This window comes from Streptomyces sp. CBMA152 (assembly GCF_014596475.1).
Classification (GTDB): domain Bacteria; phylum Actinomycetota; class Actinomycetes; order Streptomycetales; family Streptomycetaceae; genus Streptomyces.
Map to the genome: position 1 here is coordinate 463,109 of NZ_MECJ01000015.1, position 24,943 is coordinate 488,051.

A 24,943-nucleotide genomic window follows, 5' to 3' on the forward strand; every position below is an offset into this window, starting at 1 on the left:
CGATCATCACCGCACCGGCGTGAAGTCCCTCGCGCCGATGAACTCCGGTCGCCTGATCGGGGCCGCGAAGGGCTCGACCGCGGCGTTCTCCACGCTGTTGAAGACGATGAAGACATTGCTGCGCGGATACGGGGTGATGTTGTCCCCCGAGCCGTGCATGCAGTTGCAGTCGAACCAGGTCGCCGAGCCCGCGCGGCCGGTGAAGAGCCGGATCCCGTGCCGGTCCGCCATCTTCGTCAGCGCCTCGTCGGACGGCGTGCCCGCGTCCTGCATCTGCAGCGACTTCTTGTAGTTGTCCTGCGGCGTGGCACCCGCGCAGCCCAGGAAGTCCCGGTGCGAGCCGGGCATGATCATGAGGCCGCCGTTGGTGTCGTGGTTCTCGGTGAGCGCGATCGACACCGAGACGGTCCGCATGTTCGCCAGGCCGTCCTCGGCGTGCCAGGTCTCGAAGTCCGAGTGCCAGTAGAAGCCCGAAGCGCCGAACCCCGGCTTGACGTTGATGCGCGACTGGTGGACGTACACGTCCGAGCCGAGGATGCGCCGGGCGGTGCCGACCACGCGCTCGTCGCGGACCAGGCCCGCGAAGATCTCGCTGATCCGGTGCACCTCGAAGACGGAGCGCACCGCGCCGGACTGCGGCTCGGTGATCGCCCGCTCGTCCGCGCGCACCGCCGGATCGGCGATCAGACGGTCCAACTCACGTCGGTAGAAGCCGACTTCGTCGTCCGCGAGCAGCTGGTCGACGGTGAGGAAGCCGTCCTGCTCGTACGATTCCAGCCCGGTGGAGGGGCCCCAGACGACGGGGTCCTGGCGCGGGGTGACGACTTCGGTGGCACCACGGGTGGGGTACAGGTCCGGCATGGCTCAGGCCTCCTCGGTCAGCAGCGGGTAGACACCGTTCTCGTCGTGGTCCTCCCGTCCCGTGACGGGCGGGTTGAAGACGCAGATGCACCGGAAGTCGGTCTTGGGGCGCAGGGTGTGCCGCTCATGGCCGTTGAGCAGGTACATCGTGCCCGGCGCGATCCAGTGGGTCTCGCCGCTCTCGTGGTCGGTGAGCTCGGCCTCGCCCTCGACGCAGAGCACGGCCTCGATGTGGTTGGCGTACCACATGGACGTCTCCGTACCGGCGTACAGAACCGTCTCGTGCAGGGAGAAGCCGACCTTCTCCTTGGCGAGCACGATCCGCTTGCTCTCCCAGGTGCCGGAGGCGGCCCGGACATGGCGGTCGGTGTTCTCGATGTCCTTCAACGAACGGACTATCACGGTGGGGTGGCGCCTTTCTTGTGGGGGGAAAGGGGGGTCAGGAAGCGGTCTCGTGGACCGCGCGGGCCAGGGTGCGCAGCCCCTCGTCCAGTTCTTCCGGCGTGATCGTCAGCGGCGGCAGCAGTTTGACGACCTCGCTGCGCGGGCCGGACGTCTCGATGAGCAGGCCGAGTTCGAAGGCGCGCCGGGCGACCGCGCCCGCGCGGTGCTCGTCGTGGAACTCCAGGCCCCAGACCAGACCGTGGCCCCGGTACTCCTTGACGTCGACCAGGTTCTCCTCGGTGATCGAGATCAGCGCCTGCTCGACCTGCTCGCCGCGCGCCCGGGTCTGCTTCTCCAGCGAGGACCCGTCGGTCCAGTACGCCTCAAGGGCGGCGGTCGCGGTGACGAACGCCGGGTTGTTGCCCCGGAAGGTGCCGTTGTGCTCGCCGGGCTCCCAGATGTCGAGCTCCGGCTTGAACAGGCAGAGCGACATGGGCAGTCCGTAGCCGCTGATCGACTTCGACAGGGTGACGATGTCCGGCGTGATGCCCGCCTCCTCGAAGGAGAAGAAGGCACCCGTGCGGCCGCAGCCCATCTGGATGTCGTCGACGATCAGAAGCATGTCGCGGCGATGGCACAGGTCCGCGAGCGCGCGCAGCCACTCGGGCCGGGCCACGTTGATGCCGCCCTCGCCCTGCACGGTCTCGACGATGACGGCGGCGGGCTTGTTCAGGCCCGAGCCCTCGTCCTCCAGGAGCCGTTCGAACCAGAGGAAGTCCGGGGTCTGCCCGTCGAGGTAGTTGTCGAACGGCATCGGCGTGCCGTGCACCAGCGGAATACCCGCACCGGCCCGCTTGAAGGCGTTGCCGGTGACCGCGAGCGAGCCGAGCGACATGCCGTGGAAGGCGTTGGTGAAGGAGACGACCGATTCGCGGCCCTTCACCTTCCGGGCCAGCTTCAGCGCGGCCTCGACCGCGTTGGTGCCGGTCGGGCCCGGGAACATGACCTTGTACGGCAGGTCGCGCGGGCGCAGGATCACGTTCTGGAAGGTCTCCAGGAACGTGCGTTTGGCGGTGGTCGCCATGTCCAGGCCGTGGGTGATGCCGTCGCGTTCGAGATGGTCGAGCAGCGCCCGTTTCAACACCGGGTTGTTGTGGCCGTAGTTGAGTGAGCCGGCCCCGGCGAAGAAGTCGAGGTACTCGTGGCCGTCCTCGTCGGTGAGCCTGGCGCCCCGGGCGCGGTCGAAGACGGCGGGCCAGCCTCGGCAGTAGCTGCGCACCTCCGACTCCAGGGTCTCGAAGACGCTCAGGGCGGGCGGGGTGATGGTCACAGTCGTACTCCCAGGTCGATCCGGTAGAGGACTTCGGGCTGATGGCCGTCCTCGGGGAACAGCACGCGCTCGAAGAGGACTTCACGGTGCGGCGCGGTCCCGCGCCGCTCGGCGAACGCGGTGAACAGCCGGTCGGACGCGGTGTTGTCGGGGGTGACGGTCGTCTCGACCAGGCGCACCCCGTGCGAGTCGGCGACCTTCGAGGTCAGCGCTTCGAGCAGGGTGCCCGCGAGGCCGCGCCCGCGCTGGTCGCGGTCGACGGCGACCTGCCAGACGACGAGCGTCTGCGGGCGCTCCGGCCGGATGTATCCGGTGACGAAGGCGATCGGTTCACCGGCGCCGTCGCGCGCCACCAGGGAGGTGGCGGCGAAGTCGCGGCACCAGAGCAGATAGCTGTACGAGGAGTTGAGGTCCAGTACCTCCGAGTCGCGGGCGATACGCCAGATCGCGGCGCCGTCCTCGACGCGTGGGGTGTCGATATGGATGACGGTCTGTGCGGCGGTCATGCCGAGCGAATTTACCCAGCGGAAATCGAAATCGCATTAGCGGAGGGTGGTGCGCCGGGGAGAGACTTGTGTTATCACGCAGGTGTACGCGCGAGGTGGTTTGTCCGGTAATTCCGGGACAAAAGGACACCTTTGTGGAGTCGATCACATGCCCGTGACCACCCGGAAATCTTGTTGAAAACTTGGTGTTTGAGATCAACAAGTCCGGGCAGAAGAAAACGGGAAGCTACTCGTGATAAGTAGCTTCCCGTTATGGTTAATTCGGCTGGAATTTATGTGGGGAAAAGGTGTCGGAGAGGCGGACGGCCGCCGTTTTATCGGGTACCGGTGATTCACCAGGTCCCCGAGACGGCCCGCCGGGCCGCCTCCAGGTCGACCGCCCGGCCCGTCTCGCCGAGCGCCGCGCCGAGCGCCGCGAGCGACGACTGCACCGCGCCCCGCGTGGCGTCGACGCCGTAGTGGTTGACCCGGATCATCTCCTTCGCCAGCGCCCCGCCGCCCGCGATCAGCGGCAGCGCCGGATCGGCCGCGAGCGCCTTCGCGACCAGCTCGGACGCGTCGACCCCCGCCGGAGTACGCAGCGTCGTGGCCACCGGGGCCGCGTCCCGCGCGTCGTGGACGTACGGCTGCAGGCCGCCGCCAAGCGCCGAGGCGCCCGCCCGGGTCGCCGCTGCTGCCGACGCGTGCCGGGCCGTCACCGCGTCCAGGCCCTCCGCCTCGATCCGCTCCACGCATGCCTCAAGAGCCAGCATCTCCAGCTGGGCCGGGGCGTGCAGCAGCGCCTTGCGGCCGCCGTCGATCCAGCGCTCCTTCCAGTCGAGCAGCGAGAGGTAGGAGCGGCGCGGGGCGCGCGGGTTGGCGGCGATCCGCGCCCAGGCGCGCTCGCTCACCGACACCGCCGAGACCCCGGCCGGGCCGCCCATCGCCTTCTGTGCGCCGATCACGCACAGGTCCACGCCCCACGCGTCCGGCAGCAGCGGCTCGGCGGCCACCGAGGCGACCGCGTCCAGCATGAACAGGGCGCCGTGGCGGCGCACCACCTCGCCGATCTCCGCGATCGGGTTGGTGTTCCCGGTCGCCGCCTCCGCGTGCACCAGGGAGACGAAGTCGATCTCCGGGTGCTCGGTGAGCGCCCGGTCGACGTCCTCGGCGGTGACCGCCGTGTGGAACGGCACCTCCAGATCGACCACGCTCGCGCCGCAGTCCCGCAGCCAGTTGCCGAAGGTCTGCCCGTACGGGCCGGTCACCACGTTCAGCGCGGTGGAACCCGGGTGCGCGGCGCCCCGGATGCATCCCTCCAGCGGCAGCAGCGCCTCACCCTGCATGATCACCACGTCCTGCTCGGTGGCGAGCAGCGCGGCCACCCGTCGCTCGATGGCCGCGAAACGGGCGGCGGACAGCGGGGCCAGGTCGAGCAGAGGGTGAGTCACGGTGCCTTCTTCGGTCGTCTGCGCTTGTGTTCACGGGCCCGGCGCCGAAGTGCCGAGCCTCTCGGTCGAGGGTACCCAGGCCCTCGTACAGTGCTGGTCATGAGCGATCACGCGGTGGTGCATGTCCGGGGGCGGGTGCTTGCGGGTCCCGAGGACGTACGGGACGAACTGTGGGCGGTGGACGGGCGGATCACCTATGAACGCCCGCCGGGCGCGGTCGACGCCGTCACGGTCACGGGCTGGGCGCTGCCCGGACTCGTCGACGCGCACTGCCATGTGGGCCTCGACCGGCACGGTCCGGTCGACGACCAGACCAGCGAGAAGCAGGCGCTCACCGACCGGGAGGCGGGCGTCCTGCTCCTCCGGGATGCGGGCTCGCCCTCCGACACCCGCTGGATCGACGACCGCGACGACCTGCCGAGGATCATCCGCGCGGGCCGCCACATCGCCCGCACCCGCCGCTACATCCGCAACTACGCCCATGAGATCGAGCCCGGCGACCTCGTCGCGTACGTCGCCCGCGAGGCGCGGCGCGGGGACGGCTGGGTCAAGCTGGTCGGGGACTGGATCGACCGCGAGGTGGGGGACCTGTCGGCGTGCTGGCCGCGCGGCGAGGTCGAGGCGGCGATCGCCGAGGCGCACCGGCTCGGCGCGCGCGTGACGGCCCACTGCTTCGCCGAGGACTCGCTGCGCGACCTCGTCGAGGCGGGCATCGACTGCATCGAGCACGCGACCGGGCTCACCGAGGACGCGATCCCGCTCTTCGCCGAGCGCGGCGTCGCCATCGTCCCGACCCTGGTCAACATCGCCACGTTCCCGCATCTCGCGGACGGCGGGGAGGCCAAGTTCCCGGTCTGGTCGGCCCATATGCGCCGGCTGCACGCGCGCCGCTACGACACGGTCCGCTCGGCGTACGACGCCGGCATCCCCGTCTTCGTCGGCACCGACGCGGGCGGCTCCATGGCCCACGGCCTGGTAGCGGCGGAGGTCGCGGAGCTGGTCAAGGCGGGCATCCCCCCGCTCGACGCCCTCTCGGCGACGGCCTGGCACGCCCGCACGTGGCTCGGCCGCCCGCTCCTGGAGGAGGGCGCGCCCGCGGACCTCGTGGTGTACGCGCAGGACCCGCGGGCGGACGTACGGGTGCTGGGGGCGCCGAGTCGGATACTGCTGCGGGGGCGGATCGTGGGATGACGTGGGACGGGGGCGCGGGGCTGACGCGGAGGGTGACGGTCCGGGGTAGCGGGTCGTTGTAGTTCTCTGCGCATTCGCGGCGTACGCCGGTGCGGGTCAACCGGCGTACGCCGAGAGTCAGCCATCAGGGGCGGATTCTAGGAACGCGCGTACGGGAACGGTCGAATACGCGGCCGTTGTCGCCTCGTTCGGGTGAACTCACCCCAGGTGTCTATCGATTCACTCTCTGTGCGTAAAAGATTCCGGTGTCTCAAGTCACCGGCGCGCCCCTGGCTCTCGCGAGTCCCACGAGTCCCCGTGGGAGGGCGGACGGGTGACGGTTCATGTCTCCTGTGGGGGTTCCACCACTTTGAACACCATCAACTTCCGCCTGCCCGCGCGCACTTCGGCCGCCGTGGCGCTCACGCTCGGATCGCTGGCCCTGACCGCTCCCGTACCGGCGTACGCGACGGGCGTCGGCGCCGGGCACGGCGGAAAGGCGAGCGCGGTAGTGCTGCGCACCGGCCTGGACGTGTCGCTCCTCAACAAGACGGTCGACGTCCCCCTGAAGGTCACCCTCAACGAGGTCCAGGCGCCCGCGAGTTCGCAGAAGACCGCGCTGGCGGTGAAGCTGGACGGGGTGGCCAAGGGGAAGCCGTTCAGCGTGCTCGACGCGGATGTCGCCAAGGCGGAGGCGACGGTCGAGGGGGCCCGCGCGCAGGGCTACACGCACCTGGTCCACGCCCGTCTGCACGTCCCGGGCCTGCCGCTGCTCTCCCTGGTCGAGGTCCAGGACGTGACGTCGAAGGCCGTCTGTGAGGCGGGTACGCGTCCGGTGGCGTCGTCGAACCTGCTCGGTGCGGTGACGGTCCTGGGCAAGAAGGTCACGCTGTCGACGGGCGGGACGACGCGGATCGCGGTGCCGGGCGTCGGCGACGTCACCCTCGACCTGTCCTCGACCCGCACGACGTCCCGTACGGCTGCGGCCACCGCCCTGCGGCTGCGGGTCTCGGTGAACCCGCTGAAGCTGAATGTGGCGGAGGTGACGGGGGAGGTGACCTTGGCGGAGGCGACGTGCGAGTCCCCCTCGGTCGACGTCGCGTCCAGCACCGCGATGAAGCCCGAGTCGGTGGGGGATCCGAAGTTGGCGGAGACGGGCGGGAGTTCATCGACGCCGTATGTGGTGGGCGGGGCGGTGGCGCTGTTGGTGGTGGGGGGAGGGGCGGTGGTATTGGCGCGGCGACGCTCGTGACGGCGGGGGGTTCGTTCCCCCACCCCGCCCCTTCCCGAAAGCCTCCGGCGGGTGTCGGTCGGCTGGCCGCCGGTGGGGGCTTGTCGCGCAGTTCCCCGCGCCCCTAAAGAGGGCCCGAAGGGCCCATCAAGGGGCGCGGGGAACTGCGCGAGCACCCAGCACGATCCGCAGACGAAGCGGGTGGGGTCCGGGGGCTTCGCCCCCGGGTAACCCTCCTCCACCCCCACCCACCCCCGGAGGGTTTAGGGAAGGGGTGGGGTGGGGCCCGTCAGCGTGAGGGCCTGGTCCAGCGCCTGCAAGAAGCGGTTCGTCGTCGCGCGGTCGCGGACCGCGAGCCGCAGCCACTCCGGGCCCAGGCCCGGGAACGTGTCGCCGCGGCGGACGGCGAAGCCGAGGCCGCGCAGGCGAGCCCGCACCTCCCCGCCCCCCGCCACACGTACAAGCACGAACGGCCCCTGCGCCGCCGCGACTACCCGTACCTCCTCGAACTCCGAAAGACCGGCGAGCAGATGAGCACGGTCGACCACCAGCCGCCGCGCCGCCTCCTCCGCCTCCGCCAGCGCCCGCGCGGACACGCACGCCTGCGCCGCGACCAGCGCCGGCGTGGAGACGGGCCACAGCGGCTGCGCCCGCGACAGGGCGGCCACCACGGACGGCTCGGCCAGCACGTAGCCGATGCGCAGCCCGGCCAGGCCCCATGTCTTGGTGAGGCTGCGCAGCACCACCAGGCCAGGAACATCCGTCCGGCCCGCCAGTGCCTCCCGCTCACCCGGCACCGCGTCCATGAACGCCTCGTCGACGACCAACGTCCGCCCTGGACGGGCGAGTTGGGCCAGCAAGGCGCCCGGGTGCAGCACCGACGTCGGGTTCGTCGGGTTGCCCACCACGACCAGATCCGCCGAGGCCGGGACCGACGCGGGGTCGAGCCGGAAACCGTCCTCGGGACGCAGCAGCACCCGCTCCACCGAGTGCCCCGCGTCCCGCAGAGCCGCCTCCGGCTCGGTGAACTGCGGGTGCACCACGACGGCATGACGGAACGTCAGAGCGCGCGCGAGCAGCACGAACGCCTCCGCCGCCCCCGCCGTGAGCAGCACCCGTTCCACCGGCAGCCCGTGCCGCCCCGCGACCGCCGCCCGCGCCGCCCGCCCGTCGGGGTAGGCGGCGAGGCCGGTCAGGGACGCCGCGATCTCCTCCCGCAGCCAGTCCGGGGGAGTGCCCGCCCGGACGTTGACCGCGAGGTCGGTGAGGGCCACGCCGGAGTCACGGACCTCGGCGTCCCCGTGGTGGCGCAGATCGTGCTCAGTGGTGTGCGTGCGCATGGCTGCCATGGTGGTGATGATGGTGGCCGTCGTCGTCCGGGTGGAAGTGGGGCTGCTGGGGCGCTCCCACCTTGTCCTCGAAACCGGGCAGCGCGATGCGGTAGACGCAGGAGTCGCAGTTCATCCGCAGATCGCCCTTGACGGCCTCGCGGTAGCGCTCCATGACCAGCTCGTGGAGCTCCTCGGTAGCACCGATGACGTCGGCCGAGCGGACGTCCAGGTCGGGGTGCGCGGCCGCCCACTCCTCGGTCTGCCGCCGCACCCGGTCCGGCAGGATGCCGGTGAACAGGAAGTACGGCAGGACCACGATCCGCCGGGCGCCCAGCTTCTCGCAGCGGTCCAGACCCGAGGGCACGTCGGGCGCCGCGAGCGACACGAACGCCGTCTCCACGCCCGCGTAACCGCGTCCCTCCCAGAACAGCCGGGCCGCCTTGTGCACCTCGGAGTTGGCGTCCGGGTCGGTGGAGCCCCGGCCGACCAGGAGCACCGTGACCTCGGCGCGGTCGAGGTCGCCGATGACCTCGTCGACCCGCCGCTCCAGGACCGCGAGCAGCGACGGGTGCGGGCCGAGCGGGCGCCCGTACGTGTAGGAGATGCCGGGGTGGCGCTCCTTCTCGCGGGTGAGCGCGGCCGGTATGTCGCCCTTGGCGTGGCCCGCCGACACCAGCATCAGCGGTACGGCCGCGAACTTCTTGACCCCCCGCTCCACCAGCGAGGTGACGGCCTCGCCGAGCGGCGGCGGGGAGAGCTCGATGAACCCGCCGGCGACGGGCAGTTCGGGGTTGCGGTGGCCTAGTTCCTCGACGAACGCGCGGAACGCCTCGGCTCCCGCGTCGTCCCGGGTGCCGTGCCCGGCGATGAGCAGTGCGGGCTGGGTCTGGGGGGTGGTCACGGGTTCTCCTTGCCGAAGGGGTGGTACAGAAGGGCGTTGAGGGCGGCGGAGGCCACGGCCGAGCCGCCCTTCTCGGAAACATTGCTGACGGCCGGAAGGCCGCTCTCGCGCAGCGCCTGCTTGGACTCGACGGCCCCGACGAATCCGACGGGCAGACCGATGACCAGCGCGGGCGCGGCGTCCAGGGTGAGGAGCTCTTCGAGCGCGGTGGGCGCGTTGCCGATCACCCAGAGCGCGCCGGGGCCCACCTCCTCGTACGCGAGCCGTATCGCGTGGGCCGAACGGGTGAGTCCCGGGCCGGACTTGGCGTCCTTGAGGCGGCAGACCGTCTCGCGTCGGGTGATCCCGGCCGCGACCATCTCGACGTCGGTGACGACGGGCGCCCCGCCGTGCAGCGCCGCGTGCGCCGCGCTCAGCGTCTCCTCGTCACAGACCAGATCGGTCGCGTACTCAAGGTCGGCGGCGGAGTGGATCACCCGCTCGACCACGGCCCGGGTCAGCGGCGCGAAGTGCGAGGTGTCCAGACGGGCGCGCAGCCGCCGGTACGACTCCACCTCGATCGGGTGGACCGTGCGCTCCCAGGGCCTGCTCACTTGGCCTCCCCGGGGGTGCCGGACTGCCAGCGGTAGCCGCGCGGGGTGACCATACGGCCCGCGATCTCGCGGGTCGCGGTGTTGCCGACGGTCACGACCGTCATCATGTCCACGGTCGCCGGATCCAGAACGCCGAGCGTGGTGAGACGGCTGCTCTCGTCGGGGCGGGAGGCGTTGCGTACGACACCGACGGGGGTGTGCGGGGTGCGGTGCTCGGCGAGGATGCCGAGCGCCTTCGGCAGCTGCCAGTCACGGCCCCGGCTGCGCGGGTTGTAGAAGGTGACGACGATGTCCGCCTCGGCGGCCGCCCGCACCCGGCGCTCGATCACCTCCCACGGCGTGTGCAGGTCCGAGAGCGAGATGGAGACGTGGTCGTGCCCCAGCGGCGCGCCCAGGATCGCGGCGGCGGCCAGCGCGGCGGTCACGCCCGGCACGCCCACCACGTCGATGTCGTCGGCGGCCTCGGCGAGCGCGGGCGACGCCATCGCGTACACCCCCGCGTCCCCGGAGCCGATCAGCGCGACCGCGTGCCCCTTGCGCGCCTCGGCGACGGCCGTACGGGCCCGCTCCTCCTCGGCGCCGAGCCCCGACTCCAGCACCGTGGTGCCCGGGCGCAGCAGATCGCGGATCTGGTCCACGTACTGGTCGAGCCCGACGAGCACCGAGGCGCGGCGCAGCTCGTCCTTGGCGCGCGGGGTGAGCAGATCGCGGGCGCCGGGACCGAGCCCGACGACCGCGAGCCGGCCGCGCGGGGGCCGCCGTACGATCGCGCAGGTGGCCATCGCCGCCCGGCCCTCGGGCGCGGACTTCCGCTTGGGTACGAGGAGTTCGCCGCCACCCACCAGGGCCGCGGCCTCCGCCACCGAGGGCGTCCCGACGGCGGCCAGGGGTGCGTCGGAGGGGTTCGGCACGCTGACGGCGGCCAGTTCCTGCGAGGTGTACGTGGTGAGGGGCACCCCGAGCCGGGACGCGGCCCCGACGATGCCGGGCTCCTGCGCCTTCGCGTCCACGGTGGCCAGTTCGGCCACGCTCAGCGCGCTCAGCCCCGCGTCGGCGAGCGCGTCCTCGATCAGACCGAGGACCTCCTCGACGGGCGCGTCCTTGGAGGCGCCGACGCCGACGACCAGGGACTTAGGGCGCAACACGGCCTCGCGGGGGCCGAGTTCCAGGACGCGGTCAGTGAGGTGGAGGGTGACGTCGGATACGTCCGGCGCGTCCGTGACGTTCGGCGGGAACGCGGGCAGCGGCCACCGCGCGTCGGCCCGCAGCGCCACCGGCTCCCCGTCCAGGATCGCGCGGCCCACGGACGCCACCGCCCCCTCGACCGGCAGGCCCAGCATGTCCAGACCCGGCACGGACACCGCGTCCGTCGCCGTGGTCACCACCGGCGTGCAGCCCAGTGCGTCCGCGACCTCTTCGGTCAGCGCGTTCGCGCCGCCGCCGTGGCCGCCGAGGAGCGAGACCGCGAAGCGGACGCCCTCGTCGACGCAGACGACACCGGGGTCGGACGTCTTGTCCGCCAGGAGCGGGGCGAGCAGCCGGACGGTGGCGCCGGTGGCGAGGAAGCACACCAGGGCGTCGCACTCCGCGAAGGCCCGCTCCACGGCCTCCCGCACGGGTCCTTCGTACACCTGGACCCGGCCGGGCCAGGCCGCGGCGAGGCGGTCGCGGGCGGTGGCGCCCGCCGCCGTGGCGGAGATCAGGCCGATCACTGAACAGCTCCTTCGAGAACAGAGGTCGCGGGGCGGTCGCCCCACAGCAGGAAGACGGGGTTGGTGGCCGCGAGCCGGGTCACGTCCCCGGGCAGCGGCGCCAGGCGTGAGGACTGGAGCAGTACGCCGTCGGTGACCAGACCGGCGCCGGTGAGCGCCGCCCGTACGGCCGGTACGCGGTCGAGCGCGGCCAGCGCCACCACCACCGAGCGCCGGGCCCGGCGGGCGCAGGTGGTCACTATGGCGGGCAGTTCACGGCCGCCCCCGCCGATGAACACCGCGTCCGGATCGGTGAGATCGGACAGGACCGTGGGCGCCGCGCCGTGCACCACGCGGACGTCCACGCCGTGCGCGGTCGCGTTGGCCCGTACGTGCTCGCATCCTTCGGCGGTCTTCTCCACCGCGACCACCGCTGCCCCGAACCGGGCGCACTCCACGGCCACCGAGCCGGACCCGGCGCCGATGTCCCAGACCAGATCGCCGATGCGGGGCCCGATCCGGGCCAGCGCGAGCGCGCGCACCTCGGCCTTGGTGATCATCGAGTCGCGGTGCGCGAACGCGCTCTCGTCCAGCGCCCATCGCTCGGGCGTGGCGCGGCCGCCCGCGACCGTGCGTACCGGTGAGAGGGCCTTCTCCTCGTCCAGGCAGACGATCACGCTGACCGCGTCCCACTCCCGGGCCGCGGCCTGAGCCGGAGTGACCCGGACCAGGCGCTCCCGCTCCGGGTCGCCGAGGGCGGAGGCGACCACGAGCAGCCGGTCCGGCGCCCGGCGGGCGAGCTCGGCGCCCAGCTCCGCGGGTCCGGCGCCGGGGCCGGTGAGCACGGCGGTCTTCGGGTGCGCCCGGCACACGTTGGCGGCCGTCCGCAGGTCCCGGCCGTGCGCGCTGACCACCAGCGCGTCGTCCCACGGCAGCCCGAGGCGGGCGAACGCGGCCGCGACGGAGGCGACCCCGGGCCGTACGTCGAGCGCCTCGGGCCCGAACCGCTCGGCCAGCGACCGCACGATCCCGAAGAACCCGGGATCGCCGGAGGCCAGCACGACGACGCGGCCGCCCTCCTCGCGGTGCTTGGCGATGATGTCGAGCGCGGGCGCGAGCGGGCCGAGCACCAACTGCCGTGCGTCCGGCGGCAGTTCGGCCGCGTCCAGGTGGCGGGCGGCGCCGGTGACCAGCGTGGCCTCGGCCAGCGCGGCCAGGGCGTCCGGCGCCAGCGGCGCGCCCGTTCCCGTACCGATGACGGTGATCATGACGGGGTGCGCTCCGCCTTCTCGGCCTTCAGGGCGCGGCGGGCGGCCGGGTCGGCGCGGCGGAAACCGTGGAAGTGGCCCGGGTGGTAGAGGTGCGAACGCGTGCCGGAGGCCGACAGGGCGGGGCCCACCAGGAAGAGCGTGTGCTTCCAGAGCTTGTGCTCCTTCACCGTCTCCTCCAGCGTCTCGATGGTGCAGCGCAGCACCAGTTCCTCGGGCCAGGTCGCCTGGTACGCGATGACGACCGGTGTCGACGTCGGGTAGCCGCCCTCAAGGAGCTCCTGCACCAGCTGACCGGAGCGGGCGGCGGACAGGAAGAGCGCCATCGTGGTGCCGTGCCGGGCGAACTCGCGCACCTCCTCGCCGGGCGGCATCGGCGTCTTGCCGCCGCCCAGACGCGTGAGGATGACGGACTGGGAGACCTCGGGGATGGTCAGCTCGCGCTGCGCTATCGCCGCGACCGCCGAGAACGACGAGACACCGGGGATGATCTCGACCTCCAGGCCGAGCCCGTCCACCCGGTCCAGCTGCTCCTGGGTGCCGCCCCACAAGGACGGGTCGCCGGAGTGGATCCGGGCGACCTTCAGCCCCTCCCGGGCGGCCCGCTCGTACACCCCGACGACGTCCTCCAGGGACATCGCCGCCGAGTCCAGGATCTCGGCGCCCTCGCGCGCGTGGTCCAGGACCTCGGCCTGCACCAGGCTCGCGGCCCAGATCACCACATCGGCGTCGGCGATGGCCCGCGCGGCGCGGAATGTCAGCAGATCGGCGGCGCCGGGGCCGGCGCCGACGATCGTCACCTTGCCGGTGGTGGCATCGGCCATGGGAGGAGTCCTCTCGTACATCACACAGTCGTCAAGCGAAATGCGCGGGGGTGGGTCAGTCGGTTAGCAAGGGCACATGGTGGTGGTCGTCGCGCTCGGCGCGTTCCTGATGACACTGGTCGGTGGCTGGACCGCCCAGCGCGTCACCGACCGGCGCCATCTGGTGCTCGGCCTGGCGGGTGGGCTGATGCTCGGCGTGGTCGGCCTGGACCTGCTGCCGGAGGCGCTGGACGCGGCGGGCGACGACATCTTCGGCGTACCGGCCGCGCTGCTCCTGTTCGTCGGCGGCTTTCTCCTCGCCCACCTGGTGGAACGTCTGCTCGCCGTGCGCAGCGCGGCACATGGCGCCGACGAGCGGGCCCCGCAGGTGGGCCTGACGGCGGCCGCCGCGATGGTCGGCCACAGCCTGATGGACGGCATCGCGATCGGTGCGGCGTTCCAGGTCGGCGCGGGCATGGGCGCGGCCGTGGCGATCGCCGTGATCACCCACGACTTCGCCGACGGCTTCAACACGTACACGATCACGAGCCTGTACGGGAACGAGAAGCGCAAGGCCGTCGCGATGCTGGTCGCGGACGCCTTCGCGCCGATGATCGGCGCCGCCTCGACGCTCCTGTTCACCCTTCCGGCCGAGCTGCTCGGCGGATATCTGGGCTTCTTCGGCGGGGTGCTGCTGTATCTGGCCGCCGCCGAGATCCTGCCCGAGGCCCACCACGAACACCCCGCCCGCTCGACGCTGCTCTTCACCGTCGCGGGCGTGGCCTTCATCTGGCTGGTGGTGGGGCTCGCGCAGTGAACCCGGCGCCGACGCGGTCACAGCTTGCCGCCGCGTCCGCCGTCGCGCCGGGCGGGCGCGATGAGCGTCGACAGATACGGCAGCGGGGTGCCGTCGAGATCGGCGGCCGGGCTGATGGACTCCTCGTCCAGGCCGAGCGCCGAGCCCCACACCGCGTCGTCGATCCGCCCGGTCGCCCGCAGCGCCGCCGCGACCTCGCCGGCCTGGCGCCCGAACTTGTACGCCACCACCGTGCCGGGGCCCTCAAGCGCGTCCTTGAGCACGGCGGACCCGGCGGTGACGGGGACCAGCGTCAGCGGCTCCGTCCCCTCCGTGAGGACCGCGCCGGAACGGGCCGCGAGGTCCTGCATCGCGGTGATCCCGGGCACGGTCGCGATCTCGGTGCCCGGCACCAGCTCGCCGATGGTCTGGGCGAGATAGGTGAACGTCGAGTACACATTGGGGTCGCCGATGGTCGCGAAGGCGACGCGCTCGTGCGCGCGCAGCAGCTCCGCGACCGTCTCGCCCGCCGCGTCCCAGGCCGCCTCGCGCCGGCCCCGGTCGGTGCGCTCGTTGAGCGCGAAGACGACCCGTACGACCTTGGCCCCGTCCACGTAGTGGAGCACGGTCGCCTCGGCGCGCCCGCGCTCTCCCGTGTCCATGACGGGCACGACCACGACGTCGGCACCCTGGAGCGCCTTGACGCCCTTCACGGTCACCAGCTCCGGGTCCCCGGGCCCCACTCCGACTCCGACCAGCCTGCTCATCCGGCACACCTCTCAACGAACCGACGGGCGATGGTGGGCCGGGCGGCCCAGTGCGTATGCAGATAGCTCGCGTGCACGCCCTGTTGTACGAACCCTTCGACCCGGCGCTCCGGGTGCACCAGTCCCCACGCGGGCGCGGGACCCGCCCCCGGGTCGAGGACGGTCCGGTGGAACTCGTGCCCGCGCAGCCGGGTCCCGGCCTCGGCCAGGCAACTGTCGCCCACCGCCACGGCCTCCCGGTACCCGAGTGTCAGCCGTTCCGACATCCGCGCGTCGGCGTCCAGGACGCCGCACATGGGCTGTCCGTCGAGCGACCGCGCCAGATAGAGCAGCCCGGCGCACTCGGCGGCGACGGGCGCGCCGGACCGCGCCAGCTCGCCGACGGCTTTGCGCAGCGGTGCGTTGGCGCTGAGCTCAGCGGCGTAGACCTCGGGGAACCCGCCGCCGATGACCAATCCGGCGGTGCCGTCCGGGAGTTGCTCGTCGCGCAGCGGATCGAACACCACGACGTCTGCTCCGGCGGCGGTGAGCAGCTCCGCATGCTCGGCGTACGAGAACGTGAAGGCGGGGCCTCCGGCCAGGGCGACGACGGGGGGTGCGGCGAGCGGCGACTGCTCGGTCCCGCCCGGTTGCGCCGAAGGTGTCCACGGCTCGCAGTCCAGCGGCGGCGCCGACCGTGCCAGTGCCTCCAGCGCGGCCAGGTCGCAGCCCCGTCGTACCTGTTCCGCCATCGCCGCCACCGCGGCCACCGCGTCCGGGTGGCGCTCGGCGACCGGGACCAGGCCGAGGTGGCGCGACGGGGTCGACAGGGGGGCGGCGCGTCGCAGGGCGCCGAGGACCGGGACGCCGGACTCGTCCAGCGCCTCGCGCAGCACCGCCTCGTGCCGATCCGACCCGACCTTGTTCAGGATCACGCCGCCGATCCGCACCTCGGGATCCCACGACGCGAACCCGTGCACCAGCGCTGCCACCGACCGCGACTGCGACGACGCGTCCACGACCAGCACCACCGGCGCCCGCAGCAGCTTCGCCACCTGGGCGGTGGACGCCAGTTCGCCGTGGCCCGACGCCCCGTCGTACAGGCCCATCACGCCCTCGACCACGGCGATGTCACAACCCCGCGCCCCGTGCGCGAGCAGGGGAGCCATCAGCTCCGCGCCGCACATGTACGCGTCGAGGTTGCGCCCCGGCCGCCCCGTGGCCAGCGCGTGGTAGCCGGGGTCGATGTAGTCGGGCCCCACCTTGTGCGGGGACACGGCGAGCCCGGTCGCGGCGAACGCGGCCATCAGGCCCGTCGCGACCGTGGTCTTCCCGCTGCCCGACGACGGCGCGGCGATGACGAGACGTGCTACCACTCGATGCCCCGCTGCCCCTTCTGACCGGCGTCCATCGGATGCTTCACCTTGGACATGTCGGTCACCAGATCCGCGAAGTCCACCAGCTTCTCCGGTGCGTTGCGGCCCGTGATCACCACATGCTGGGTCCCCGGACGGTCGCGCAGCACCGCGATCACCTCGTCGGTGTCGATCCAGCCCCAGTGCATCGGGTAGGCGAACTCATCGAGCACGTACAGCTTGTACGTCTCGGCCGCCAGGTCCCGCTTGACCTGCTCCCAGCCCTCGCGGGCCTTGTCCTCGTTGTCCAGCTGCTCATCGCGCTGGACCCAGGACCAGCCCTCGCCCATCTTGTGCCAGGCCACGGACCCGCCCTCGCCGGAGGCGCCGAGCACCTTCAGCGCGTTCTCCTCGCCGACCTTCCACTTCGCCGACTTGACGAACTGGAACACCCCGATCGGCCACCCCTGGTTCCAGGCGCGCAGCGCGAGCCCGAAGGCCGCCGTCGACTTGCCCTTGCCGATGCCCGTGTGCACCACGACCAGCGGCCGGTTACGTCGCTGACGGGTCGTCAGGCCGTCCTCCGGCACCACACTCGGCTGTCCCTGCGGCATCAGGCGGCCCTCCTGTTCATCCCCTGTACGTCCTTGACCAGACCGGCGATCGAGTCGGCCCGCAGCTCGTCGAGCGTGACCGCCGGGCCGCCGAGCTCGCGCGCCAGCTCCGCCGCAAGACCCAGACGCACCGGGCCCGACTCGCAGTCCACGACCACCGACGCGGTCCCCTCGGCCGCCAGCAGCCGGGCCGACCGGCCCGCGAGGGCCACCGGGTCGACGCCGCCCGTGGCCCGTCCGTCCGTCACCACCACGAGAAGCGGCCGCCGCGACGGATCCCGCATCCGCTCCACCCGCAGCACGTCGTGCGCCTTGAGCAGCCCGGCCGCGAGCGGGGTGCGCCCGCCCGTCGGCAGCGACTCCAGGCGCACCGCCGCCGCGTCCACCGACGACGTCGGCGGCAGCGCCACCTCCGCGCCCTTGCCCCGGAAGGTGACCAGGCCGACCTTGTCCCGCCGCTGGTACGCGTCGAGCAGCAGCGAGAGCACCGCGCCCTTGACCGCGCCCATCCGCTGCCGGGCCGCCATCGAGCCGGAGGCGTCGACGACGAAGAGCACGAGGTTGCCCTCGCGGCCCTCCCTCGTCGCCTGGCGCAGATCGTCGCGCCGGACGACCAGGCCGCGCCCCGAACGCCCGCGTGCCCGCTGGTGCGGCGCGGCCGCCTGGACGGTCGCCGCCAAGTGCAGCTTGGTGAGCGCGCCTTGGGGGCGCCGGGCTCCCGTGGTCCGGCCGTGCGCCGTACGCGCCCGCGACCTGCGCCCGGCCGCGCCCTCGCCGAGCCCCGGCACGCTCAGCATCTTCGTACGGAACGGCTCACTCGCCCGTACGGCCTGCTGCTCGCCCGCCCCCGAAGGCTGCGGCTCGCCGCCCTCGCCCGCCTCGGGGCGCGCGGGGGTGTCCCCGGCGCCGCCGTCCTGCGACGGCCCGTCGTTCTGCGGCGGCTGCCCGCCGCCACCGCCGCCCGGGCCGTCCGGATCGGGGTCGTCGTCCTCGCCCTGGCCTCCGAACTCCTGGAGGGTGTCGTCGAGTTTGTCCTCGTCGAGGCCGGGGGCGTCGAAGGGATTGCGGCGTCGGCGGTGCGGCAGCGCGAGCAGCGCCGCCTGCCGGACGTCCTCGGCGAGCACGTCCGTACGCCCCGCCCACGCGGCCAGCGCGGTCGCGGTGCGCGCCATCACGATGTCGGCGCGCATGCCGTCGACCTCGAAAGCGGCGCACGTGGCGGCGATCTGGCGCAACGCGCCGTCTCCGAGCCGGACTTCAGGCAGCAGCGCCCGCGCGGCGATGATCCGCGCCCGCACCGCGCTCTCCTCGTCGGCCCAGCGCGCCGCGAAGGCGGCCGGGTCGTCGTCGTACGCGAGCCGCCTGCGGACCACCTCGACCCGCTGGTCCGGCTCCCGGGACGCCTTCACTTCCACGGTCAGCCCGAACCGGTCCAGCAACTGCGGCCGCAGCTCGCCCTCTTCGGGGTTCATGGTCCCGACCAGCAGGAAACGCGCGGCATGCCGTACGGAGACGCCCTCGCGCTCCACGTACGAGGCGCCCATGGCGGCGGCGTCGAGGAGCAGGTCGACCAGGTGGTCGTGGAGGAGGTTGACCTCGTCCACGTACAGGATCCCGCGATGGGCATGGGCGAGCAGCCCGGGCTCGAACGCCTTCACGCCCTCCGCGAGCGCCCGCTCGATGTCGAGCGCGCCGACGAGGCGGTCCTCGGAGGCGCCGACCGGCAGCTCCACCATCCGCGCGGCCCGCGCCGCCCCGGTCCCGGCCTCGTGCGGCCCGTCCGGGCAGGCCGGATCGGGGCCGACGGGGTCGCAGGAGAACCGGCATCCCACTATCACGTCGACCTCGGGCAGCAGCGCCGAAAGCGCCCGCACGGCGGTCGACTTGGCCGTGCCCTTCTCGCCGCGTACGAGGACTCCGCCGACCGCCGGGGACACGGCGTTCAGCAGCAGTCCGAGCCGCAGATCGTCCTGCCCGACGATCGCGCTGAACGGATAAGGCGTGCTCATGCGTCGTCACCCTCCAGGTCGCCCTCAAGCTGCAGATAGGTCGCGCGGAGCTGCTCAAGGGTCTCCGCGTCCGGCTCGGCCCACAGCCCCCGGTCCGCCGCTTCCAGCAGCCGTTCCGTAATGCCGCGCAGCGCCCAGGGGTTGGACTTGCGCATGAACTCCTGGTTCTCCGGAGAGAACACGTACTCCGCCGACAACTTCTCGTACATCCAGTCGTCGACCACACCCGCCGTCGCGTCGTACCCGAACAGGTAGTCCACGGTCGCGGCCATCTCGAAAGCGCCCTTGTAGCCGTGGCGCCGCATCGCCGCCATCCAGCGCGGGTTGACCACGCGCGCGCGGAAGACGCGGTGGGTCTCCTCGCCCAGGGTGCGGGTCTTGATCTGGTCCGGCGTCGCCGAGTCGCCCACATACGCCTCGGGGGACTCACCCGTCAGATGGCGGACCATGGCGACCATGCCGCCGTGGTACTGGAAGTAGTCGTCGGCGTCGACCAGGTCGTGCTCGCGCGTGTCGACGTTCTTCGCCGCCACCGCGATCCGGCGGAACGCCGTCTCCATGTCGCCCCGGGCCGCCCGCCCGTCCAGCCCGCGACCGTACGCGTAGCCGCCCCAGACCGCGTACACCTCGGCGAGGTCCGCGTCGCTGCGCCAGTTGCGCGCGTCGATCAGCGGCAGCAGGCCCGCCCCGTACGCGCCCGGCTTGGAGCCGAAGATACGGGCCGTGGCGCGGCGGCGGTCGCCGTGTTCGGCGGTGTCCTCGTCCGCGTGCGCCCGGACGTAGTTGGAGTCGGCCGGCTCGTCGAGCTCGGCCACCGTCCGTACCGCGTCGTCGATGAGGCCCACCACGTGCGGGAACGCGTCCCGGAAGAAGCCCGAGATGCGGACCGTCACATCGATGCGGGGGCGGCCCAGCTCCGCGACCGGCACGACCTCGAAGCCGGTGACGCGGCGCGAGGCGTCGTCCCACACCGGGCGGCAGCCGAGCAGCGCCAGGATCTCGGCGATGTCGTCGCCCTGGGTGCGCATCGCGGAGGTGCCCCAGACGGTGAGGCCCACCGACTTCGGGTACGCCCCGGTGTCCGCGAGGTAGCGCGCGATCAGCGAGTCGGCCAGCGCCTGGCCGACCTCCCAGGACAGCCGGGACGGGATGGCCTTGGGGTCGACCGAGTAGAAGTTCCGGCCGGTCGGCAGCACGTTGACCAGGCCCCGGGTGGGGGAGCCGGACGGGCCCGCCGGGACGTAACCGCCGTCGAGCGCCCGCAGGATGTGGGTGATCTCGTCGGTCGTACGGGCCAGACGAGGCACCACCTCGCGGCAGGCGAACTCCAACACGGCGACCGCGTCCGGGAGTTGCGTGCCCAGGACGTCTTCCACCAGCGGGGCGCACGCCGGCACGGACCAGTCGCGCTCCTCCATGCCCTCCGCCAGGCGGCGGCACAGCTGCTCCAGGAGGTCGATGGTGTCCGCCGCCGTACGGGCAGGACCGTCGACCAGGTCGGTGAGCTCGGCCGGGACCTTCACCGGCGTCCCCGGCTCGGCCAGGAGCTCCTTCTCCACCAGGCCGAAGTGCTCGGCCAGGGAGGCGCGCAGACCGGGCAGCGCGTTGGCCTGGCCACCCCATACCTGGGAGGCGCGCAGCACCGCGAGCACCAGGTTGACCCGGGGCTCGGCCTCCGGGCCGCCGCCCAGGATGTGCAGACCGTCGCGGATCTGGACGTCCTTGATCTCGCACAGGTAGCCGTCGATGTGCATGACGAACTCGTCGAAGTCGCCGTCGTCCGGCTGCTCGTCGACATGCAGGTCGTGGTGGAGCTCGGCGGCCTTCACCAGCGTCCAGATCTGGGCCCGCACCGCCGGGGCCTTCGTCGGGTCGAGGTCGCTGACCAGCGCGTACTCATCGAGCAGCTGCTCCAGCTTGGCCAGGTCGCCGTAGGTGTCGGCGCGGGCCATCGGCGGGACCAGGTGGTCCACGACGGTGGCGTGGCCGCGCCGCTTGGCCTGGGTGCCCTCGCCGGGGTCGTTGACGATGAACGGGTAGACGAGCGGCAGGTCGCCCAGGACCGCGTCCGGGCCGCAGCCCGACGACAGGCCGAGGCCCTTGCCCGGCAGCCACTCCATGGTGCCGTGCTTGCCCATGTGGACGATCGCGTCGGCGCCGAAACTGTTCTCCAGCCAGCGGTACGCAGCCATGTAGTGGTGCGACGGGGGCATGTCCGGGTCGTGGTAGATCGCGATCGGGTTCTCGCCGAAGCCGCGCGGTGGCTGGATCATCACGACGACGTTGCCGAACTGGAGGGAGGCCAGCACGATGTCGTCGCCGTCCACGTACAGCTGGCCCGGCGGCTCGCCCCAGTGCTCCAGCATGCTGTCGCGCAGCTCGGGCTCCAGCTTCTCGAACCAGGCCCGGTAGTCGGCGAGCGGCACGCGCGCGGGGGCGGCGGCCAGCTGCTCCTCGGTCAGCCACTCCACGTCGTGGCCACCGGCGTTGATGAGGCGGTGGATCAGCTCGTCGCCGTTGTCCGGGTGGCCCTCGACCACGTATCCGGCGTCCCGCAGCGCGTCCAGGACGCGGACGGCGGAGGCGGGGGTGTCCAGGCCCACCGCGTTGCCGACGCGCGAGTGCTTGGTCGGGTAGGCGGTGAAGACGATCGCCAGCTTCTTCTCGGCGTTCGGCTTGTGCTTCAACTTGGCGTGCCGTACGGCGATTCCGGCGACGCGCGCGGCCCGCTCGGGGTCGGCGACGTAGACCGGGACGTCGTCCGGGCCCTGCTCCTTGAAGGAGAACGGGACCGTGATGAGGCGTCCGTCGAACTCGGGGATGGCGACCTGCATCGCCGCGTCCATGGGGGAGACGGCGGCGTCCGACGCCTCCCAGGCGGCCTTGGACGAGGTGAGGCAGAGCCCTTGCAGCACCGGGACATCGAGGTCGGCCAGGGCGCCGATGTCCCACGCCTCCTCGTCGCCGCCCGCGCTCGCCTGGGACGCGGTGGTGCCACCCGCCGCGAGGACGGTGGCGATCAGCGCGTCGGCCTTGCCCAGCTCCTCGTAGAGCGCGGTTTCGGCGCCGCGCAGTGAACTCACGTACACCGCGAGGGCGTTGGCGTCCTGGGCCTCGATCTGGTCGCAGAGCACATCGACGAAGGAGGTGTTGCCGGAGAGCTGATGGGCGCGGTAGAAGAGCACACCCACGGTGGGGCGACCCTCCACGTACGCGCGCGTGCCGTGCACGCCCCACTCCGGCATCTTCTGCGGCTCCGCGAAGCCGACACCCGTGAGCAGGACGGTGTCGGAGAGGAACCGGGCGAGCTCCACGAGGTTGCCGGGGCCGCCCTCGACCAGATAGCGCAGGGCTTCGGCGACCACGCCGGCCGGGACCGACGACTCGGCCATCAGCTCCGCGTCCGGCACGGACTCGCCGCCGAGCAGCACGGTCGGGATCCCGGACGCCTTGAGCGCCGCGAGCCCGTCCTCCCAGGCGCGCTTGCCGCCGAGGAGGCGCACGACGGCCACGGACGCGCCCTCGACGAGCGCGGGCAGCTCCTCGGCCACGTCGATACGGGTGGGGTTGCCGATTCGGTAGGGCGCCCCGGAGGCCCGGGCCGCCAGCAGATCCGTGTCGGCGGTCGACAACAACAGCACAGTGCTCATGCGGGTGCTCCAGGTGCGATGAAGGGAAGTCCTGCGGGCGCGCCCTGCTCGATGAGGCGCAGGAGCGCGTCCGTGTCCGCGTGTTCTTCGATGAGGTCGCCGAGGCGGTCCAGCTGCTCTTCGCGCAGCGCGCCGAACGACGTGTCCGGGGCGGGCACGAAACGCCGACCTGCGGCGCTCGCGACCTGCTCCAGGAACCGTCGTCTGAATCCGTCGCTCTCAAGTGACCCGTGCCAGTGCGTCCCCCAGACCGCACCGACCCGGCATCCGTCCAAGAAGGCTTCCCCGCCCAGCACTTCGGCGATGCCGTGGTGGATCTCGTATCCCTCCACGTGCTCGCCCAGCGCCTCGCCGGTCGGCCGTGCAAGTGTCTTCTGGGCCGCGAACCGCACCCGCACGGGCAGCAGTCCGAGACCCGTCACGGAACCCGCCCGTGACTCGACCTCGTCATCGATGTGCTCACCGAGCACCTGGAACCCGCCGCAGATCCCCAGCACCGGACGCCCCTCGGCCGCCCTGCGCGCCAGCTCCCGCGCCAGCCCCCGTTCCCTCAGCCATTCCAACGCCCGGACCGTGCCCCGGGTTCCCGGCACGACGACCAGATCCGCGTCGGCCAGTTCCTCGGGCCGGTCCACGAACCGTACGACCACGCCGGGTTCGGCGGCGAGCGCGTCGACGTCGGTGAAGTTGGACATCAGCGGGATGGCGCAGACCGCGACGCGCAGCACGTCCTCGCCGACCGGCGGCGCGACGACCGACTCGCGCACGGCGCCGCGCAGGGAGACCCGCAGGCCGTCCTCCTCGTCGATGCCGAGCCCGTGCGCGTACGGCAGGATCCCGTACGTATGACGTCCGGTGAGGCCGCGCAGCATGTCGATGCCGGGCTGAAGGAGCGAGACGTCGCCGCGGAACTTGTTGACGATGTACCCGGCGACCAGCGCCTGGTCCTCGGGCGAAAGGAGCGCGGTCGTACCGAAGAACGAGGCGAAGACCCCGCCCCGGTCGATGTCGCCGACCACGACCACCGGGAGCTTCGCGGCGCGCGCGATGCCCATGTTGACGATGTCGGTACGCCGCAGGTTGATCTCGGCCGGACTGCCCGCCCCCTCGCAGATCACGGCGTCATATGTGCCCCGCAGCCGCTCCAGACAGTCCACGACGGTCCCGAGAAGCGCTTCCTGGCGACCGCCGTGGTAGCCGCGGGCGCTCAGTTCACCGACCGGCTTGCCCATCAGCACGACCTGGCTCGACCGGTCGCTCCCCGGCTTGAGCAGCACGGGGTTCATCAGCGCCGACGGCTCCACACGCGCGGCCTGGGCCTGCATGGCCTGGGCGCGGCCGATCTCGGCGCCCTCGCGCGTGACGAAGGAGTTGAGGGACATGTTCTGTCCCTTGAAGGGCGCGACCTTGACGCCCTGGCGCACCAGCCACCGGCAGATCCCGGCGGTCACGACGCTCTTCCCGGCGTCGGAGGTGGTGCCCGCGACCAGCAGTCCGCCCCTCATGTACGTACCTTCCTCACCGCGATCGCCACGCCGAGCGCCAGCCAGCCCACCCGCCGCGACAGCCGCACCGCCCGCTCGATGTCCGGAACTTCCACCGCGCGCCCGTCGTTGTTGAGCACAGGACGGTGCTCGACACGGCCGCCGTACGAGAGGGTGCCGCCAAGACGTACGCCCAACGCGCCCGCGAACGATGCCTCCACGGGACCGGCGTTGGGGCTCGGGTGCTTGGCCGCGTCGGCCCGCCACGCGCGCGCGGCGGCTCCCGGCGCGTCCCCGGCGGCCACGGCGAGCGCGGCGGTGAGCCGGGCGCCCGGCCAGCCCGCCACGTCGTCCAGGCGCGCCGAGGCCCACCCGTACCGCAGATGGCGCGGCGAACGGTGACCGACCATCGCGTCCAGGGTGTTGACGGCCCGGAACGCGACCAGGCCGGGCACGCCCGCGAGCGCGCCCCACACCAGCGCGCCCACCACGGCGTCGGAGGTGTTCTCGGCGACGGACTCGACGACCGCGCGCGCGATGCCGGGCGCGTCTAGGGACTGCGGGTCGCGCCCGCACAGATGCGGCAGCCGCGCGCGGGCGGCCTCGATGTCCCCGGCCTCAAGGGCGGCGCCGATGGCGCGCGCCTCACGGCCCAGCGAGGTGCCGCCGACGACGGCCCAGGTGGCGGCGGCGGTCAGCGCGACGGCGGTGAGCCGTACGTAGTAGCTGCCCGGCAGTGGGTCGGTGGACCAGGTGTCCGCCCAGGCGCGCACCGGGCGCAGGGTGCAGG

General features: G+C 72.5%; 21 protein-coding genes. 3 read left to right on the forward strand and 18 right to left on the reverse strand.

Going from position 1 to position 24,943, the window contains the following annotated elements; genetic code table 11:
* Positions 1-6: 6 nt before the first annotated feature.
* From thpD to BG418_RS15715, 5 genes are all read right to left on the reverse strand, one after another.
* On the reverse strand, positions 7-861 hold the full coding sequence (gene thpD / locus BG418_RS15695) for an ectoine hydroxylase (RefSeq protein ID WP_188274456.1): 855 nt from the start codon (positions 859-861) through the stop codon (positions 7-9).
* Positions 862-864: 3 nt separating this feature from the next.
* Entirely contained in the window at positions 865-1,263 is a 399-nt protein-coding gene (locus tag BG418_RS15700; protein WP_188274457.1) for an ectoine synthase, read from the reverse strand.
* Between the two features lie 37 nt (positions 1,264-1,300).
* On the reverse strand, positions 1,301-2,575 hold the full coding sequence (gene ectB / locus BG418_RS15705; protein ID WP_188274458.1) for a diaminobutyrate--2-oxoglutarate transaminase: 1,275 nt from the start codon (positions 2,573-2,575) through the stop codon (positions 1,301-1,303).
* The gene (gene ectA / locus BG418_RS15710) at positions 2,572-3,081 is read right to left on the reverse strand and encodes a diaminobutyrate acetyltransferase (RefSeq protein WP_188274459.1); all 510 of its coding nucleotides are present in this window, start codon (positions 3,079-3,081) and stop codon (positions 2,572-2,574) included. The genes ectB and ectA overlap by 4 nt, the downstream gene beginning before the upstream one ends.
* A 332-nt stretch (positions 3,082-3,413) precedes the next feature.
* Complete coding sequence (locus BG418_RS15715; RefSeq protein ID WP_188274460.1) at positions 3,414-4,511, reverse strand: aminotransferase class V-fold PLP-dependent enzyme; 1,098 nt, start codon at positions 4,509-4,511, stop codon at positions 3,414-3,416.
* Positions 4,512-4,610: 99 nt separating this feature from the next.
* Here BG418_RS15715 and BG418_RS15720 point away from each other — a divergent pair, with 99 nt between their 5' ends.
* Entirely contained in the window at positions 4,611-5,702 is a 1,092-nt protein-coding gene (locus BG418_RS15720) for an amidohydrolase family protein (protein ID WP_188274461.1), read from the forward strand.
* Between the two features lie 349 nt (positions 5,703-6,051).
* A complete protein-coding gene (locus BG418_RS15725; protein ID WP_223184818.1) occupies positions 6,052-6,933 on the forward strand; it encodes an SCO1860 family LAETG-anchored protein in 882 nt (293 codons plus the stop codon).
* 242 nt (positions 6,934-7,175) lie between these two features.
* Here the strand turns inward: BG418_RS15725 and cobC are convergent, their stop codons facing one another.
* From cobC to cobM, 6 genes are read right to left on the reverse strand one after another with little or no spacing between them, the layout of a single operon-like run.
* Positions 7,176-8,261: an Rv2231c family pyridoxal phosphate-dependent protein CobC gene (cobC, locus tag BG418_RS15730; protein ID WP_188274463.1), complete on the reverse strand. Its 1,086-nt coding sequence runs from the start codon at positions 8,259-8,261 to the stop codon at positions 7,176-7,178.
* A complete protein-coding gene (locus tag BG418_RS15735; RefSeq protein ID WP_188274464.1) occupies positions 8,233-9,144 on the reverse strand; it encodes a sirohydrochlorin chelatase in 912 nt (303 codons plus the stop codon). The genes cobC and BG418_RS15735 overlap by 29 nt, the downstream gene beginning before the upstream one ends.
* Positions 9,141-9,737 (reverse strand): precorrin-8X methylmutase, encoded by a 597-nt coding sequence (locus tag BG418_RS15740; RefSeq protein ID WP_188274465.1) that lies wholly within the window; start codon positions 9,735-9,737, stop codon positions 9,141-9,143. The genes BG418_RS15735 and BG418_RS15740 overlap by 4 nt, the downstream gene beginning before the upstream one ends.
* Positions 9,734-11,449, reverse strand: a complete 1,716-nt coding sequence (gene cobJ, locus BG418_RS15745) for a precorrin-3B C(17)-methyltransferase (RefSeq protein WP_188274466.1) — start codon at positions 11,447-11,449, stop codon at positions 9,734-9,736. Before cobJ ends, BG418_RS15740 begins: the two co-directional genes overlap by 4 nt.
* Positions 11,446-12,696 (reverse strand): precorrin-6y C5,15-methyltransferase (decarboxylating) subunit CbiE, encoded by a 1,251-nt coding sequence (gene cbiE, locus BG418_RS15750; protein ID WP_188274467.1) that lies wholly within the window; start codon positions 12,694-12,696, stop codon positions 11,446-11,448. Before cbiE ends, cobJ begins: the two co-directional genes overlap by 4 nt.
* Complete coding sequence (cobM, locus tag BG418_RS15755; protein ID WP_188274468.1) at positions 12,693-13,520, reverse strand: precorrin-4 C(11)-methyltransferase; 828 nt, start codon at positions 13,518-13,520, stop codon at positions 12,693-12,695. The genes cbiE and cobM overlap by 4 nt, the downstream gene beginning before the upstream one ends.
* A 76-nt stretch (positions 13,521-13,596) precedes the next feature.
* Between cobM and BG418_RS15760 the strand changes: the two genes are divergently transcribed.
* Positions 13,597-14,316, forward strand: coding sequence for a ZIP family metal transporter (locus BG418_RS15760; RefSeq protein WP_188274469.1), 720 nt, complete (start codon positions 13,597-13,599; stop codon positions 14,314-14,316).
* 17 nt (positions 14,317-14,333) lie between these two features.
* Here BG418_RS15760 and cobI read toward each other — a convergent pair whose 3' ends face one another.
* From cobI to BG418_RS15795, 7 genes are all read right to left on the reverse strand, one after another.
* Positions 14,334-15,062, reverse strand: coding sequence for a precorrin-2 C(20)-methyltransferase (cobI, locus tag BG418_RS15765; RefSeq protein WP_188274470.1), 729 nt, complete (start codon positions 15,060-15,062; stop codon positions 14,334-14,336).
* On the reverse strand, positions 15,059-16,417 hold the full coding sequence (locus tag BG418_RS15770; protein ID WP_188274471.1) for a cobyrinate a,c-diamide synthase: 1,359 nt from the start codon (positions 16,415-16,417) through the stop codon (positions 15,059-15,061). The genes cobI and BG418_RS15770 overlap by 4 nt, the downstream gene beginning before the upstream one ends.
* On the reverse strand, positions 16,411-17,010 hold the full coding sequence (gene cobO / locus BG418_RS15775) for a cob(I)yrinic acid a,c-diamide adenosyltransferase (protein WP_188274472.1): 600 nt from the start codon (positions 17,008-17,010) through the stop codon (positions 16,411-16,413). Before cobO ends, BG418_RS15770 begins: the two co-directional genes overlap by 7 nt.
* Entirely contained in the window at positions 17,010-19,019 is a 2,010-nt protein-coding gene (locus BG418_RS15780; protein WP_188274473.1) for a putative cobaltochelatase, read from the reverse strand. Before BG418_RS15780 ends, cobO begins: the two co-directional genes overlap by 1 nt.
* Positions 19,016-22,669 (reverse strand): cobaltochelatase subunit CobN, encoded by a 3,654-nt coding sequence (cobN, locus tag BG418_RS15785; protein ID WP_188274474.1) that lies wholly within the window; start codon positions 22,667-22,669, stop codon positions 19,016-19,018. The genes BG418_RS15780 and cobN overlap by 4 nt, the downstream gene beginning before the upstream one ends.
* Positions 22,666-24,174, reverse strand: a complete 1,509-nt coding sequence (locus BG418_RS15790) for a cobyric acid synthase (RefSeq protein WP_188274475.1) — start codon at positions 24,172-24,174, stop codon at positions 22,666-22,668. The genes cobN and BG418_RS15790 overlap by 4 nt, the downstream gene beginning before the upstream one ends.
* Positions 24,171-24,943: CobD/CbiB family cobalamin biosynthesis protein (locus BG418_RS15795; protein ID WP_188274476.1), on the reverse strand; the 773-nt coding region annotated here is incomplete at its 5' end. The genes BG418_RS15795 and BG418_RS15790, both read right to left, overlap by 4 nt.

Excerpts from the sequence above, each read along its gene's own strand:
- thpD (WP_188274456.1), bottom strand. The coding sequence starts at position 861 with ATGCCGGACCTGTACCCCACCCGTGGTGCCACCGAAGTCGTCACCCCG.
- ectA (WP_188274459.1), bottom strand. The coding sequence starts at position 3,081 with ATGACCGCCGCACAGACCGTCATCCATATCGACACCCCACGCGTCGAG.
- BG418_RS15720 (WP_188274461.1), top strand. The coding sequence starts at position 4,611 with ATGAGCGATCACGCGGTGGTGCATGTCCGGGGGCGGGTGCTTGCGGGT.
- cobC (WP_188274463.1), bottom strand. The coding sequence starts at position 8,261 with ATGGCAGCCATGCGCACGCACACCACTGAGCACGATCTGCGCCACCAC.
- cbiE (WP_188274467.1), bottom strand. The coding sequence starts at position 12,696 with ATGATCACCGTCATCGGTACGGGAACGGGCGCGCCGCTGGCGCCGGAC.
- cobM (WP_188274468.1), bottom strand. The coding sequence starts at position 13,520 with ATGGCCGATGCCACCACCGGCAAGGTGACGATCGTCGGCGCCGGCCCC.
- BG418_RS15760 (WP_188274469.1), top strand. The coding sequence starts at position 13,597 with ATGGTGGTGGTCGTCGCGCTCGGCGCGTTCCTGATGACACTGGTCGGT.
- cobI (WP_188274470.1), bottom strand. The coding sequence starts at position 15,062 with ATGAGCAGGCTGGTCGGAGTCGGAGTGGGGCCCGGGGACCCGGAGCTG.
- cobO (WP_188274472.1), bottom strand. The coding sequence starts at position 17,010 with ATGCCGCAGGGACAGCCGAGTGTGGTGCCGGAGGACGGCCTGACGACC.
- BG418_RS15780 (WP_188274473.1), bottom strand. The coding sequence starts at position 19,019 with ATGAGCACGCCTTATCCGTTCAGCGCGATCGTCGGGCAGGACGATCTG.
- cobN (WP_188274474.1), bottom strand. The coding sequence starts at position 22,669 with ATGAGCACTGTGCTGTTGTTGTCGACCGCCGACACGGATCTGCTGGCG.
- BG418_RS15790 (WP_188274475.1), bottom strand. The coding sequence starts at position 24,174 with ATGAGGGGCGGACTGCTGGTCGCGGGCACCACCTCCGACGCCGGGAAG.